The organism is Mycobacterium sp. IS-1590, assembly GCF_001500025.1.
Lineage (GTDB): Bacteria > Actinomycetota > Actinomycetes > Mycobacteriales > Mycobacteriaceae > Mycobacterium.
Genome location: NZ_LQIW01000046.1, coordinates 1 through 908, shown reverse-complemented (window position 1 = coordinate 908; position 908 = coordinate 1). Strand labels below are relative to the sequence as shown.

The 908-nt window shown below is 63.8% G+C and carries 1 protein-coding gene; it reads left to right on the top strand.

From position 1 onward, the window contains the following. Positions 1-843: hypothetical protein (locus tag AU197_RS21005; RefSeq protein ID WP_064405115.1), on the top strand; the 843-nt coding region annotated here is incomplete at its 5' end. Between the last annotated feature and the right edge of the window lie 65 nt (positions 844-908).

Below are 908 nucleotides of genomic sequence, written 5' to 3'. Positions count from 1 at the left end.
GCGGTGGTGCACGGTGGTGGGAATCCGGTGGTGGGTTTGCAGCAGGCGGTGGCCCAGACGCACGGGATTGCGTTCACTCCGCAGCGGCAGACCGAGGTGTTGTCCAACAACGACACGCTCAGCCACAACGACACCCGGTTTTTGAGCCCGGAGACCAACACCGTCAACCATGCCGGTGAGGATCAGCAGCAGGGCATCGGCAACTTCGGGCTGGAGTTCGGCGACATCACCTTCGGTGACAAGACCACCAACACCGCCACCGACGGTGGGGTCGTCAACACCGGCAATGCCGGCGATATCGATGCCACCAACGTCGAGGGTGATGGCAACGTCGTCGGCGATGACAACGAGAACGTCAACACCGGTGACATCGAGGACTCCAACGTCAACATCGGCGAGGACAACGAGATCGACGACAGCGGCGATCAGAGTGCCGGTGGTGACATCATCTCCGACAACGACGGCCCGGTCATCAACGACGTCGACATGAGTGGGGGCAGCGGTGGCAGCGCTTCTGGCGGTGACGGCGGCGGCGGGCTGATCGGTGTCGGCAACGACGGCGGCAACGCCACCGGCGGGGCCGGCGGTTCGGGTGGGGGCATCGTGATCAACGACAACGACACCACGACCACCAATGTCGATGGCAACCAGACCACTGTCGGCGACATCGACGGCAGCGTGTCGGGCGGGATCTCCGGCGGCACGAGTGTCGAGGACAACTCGGTGGACAACTCGGTCGACAATTCGGTCGACAACTCCGGACAGGACAACTCGACCGACAACTCCGGTCAGGTCAACACCGACGTCGATGTCGACACCACCGTCGACGCCGGCCTGTTCTGAGCCGAACACACAACGCCACTGGCGGGGATCAAACCGTGATCCCCGCCAGTCGGCACGTCTACCGT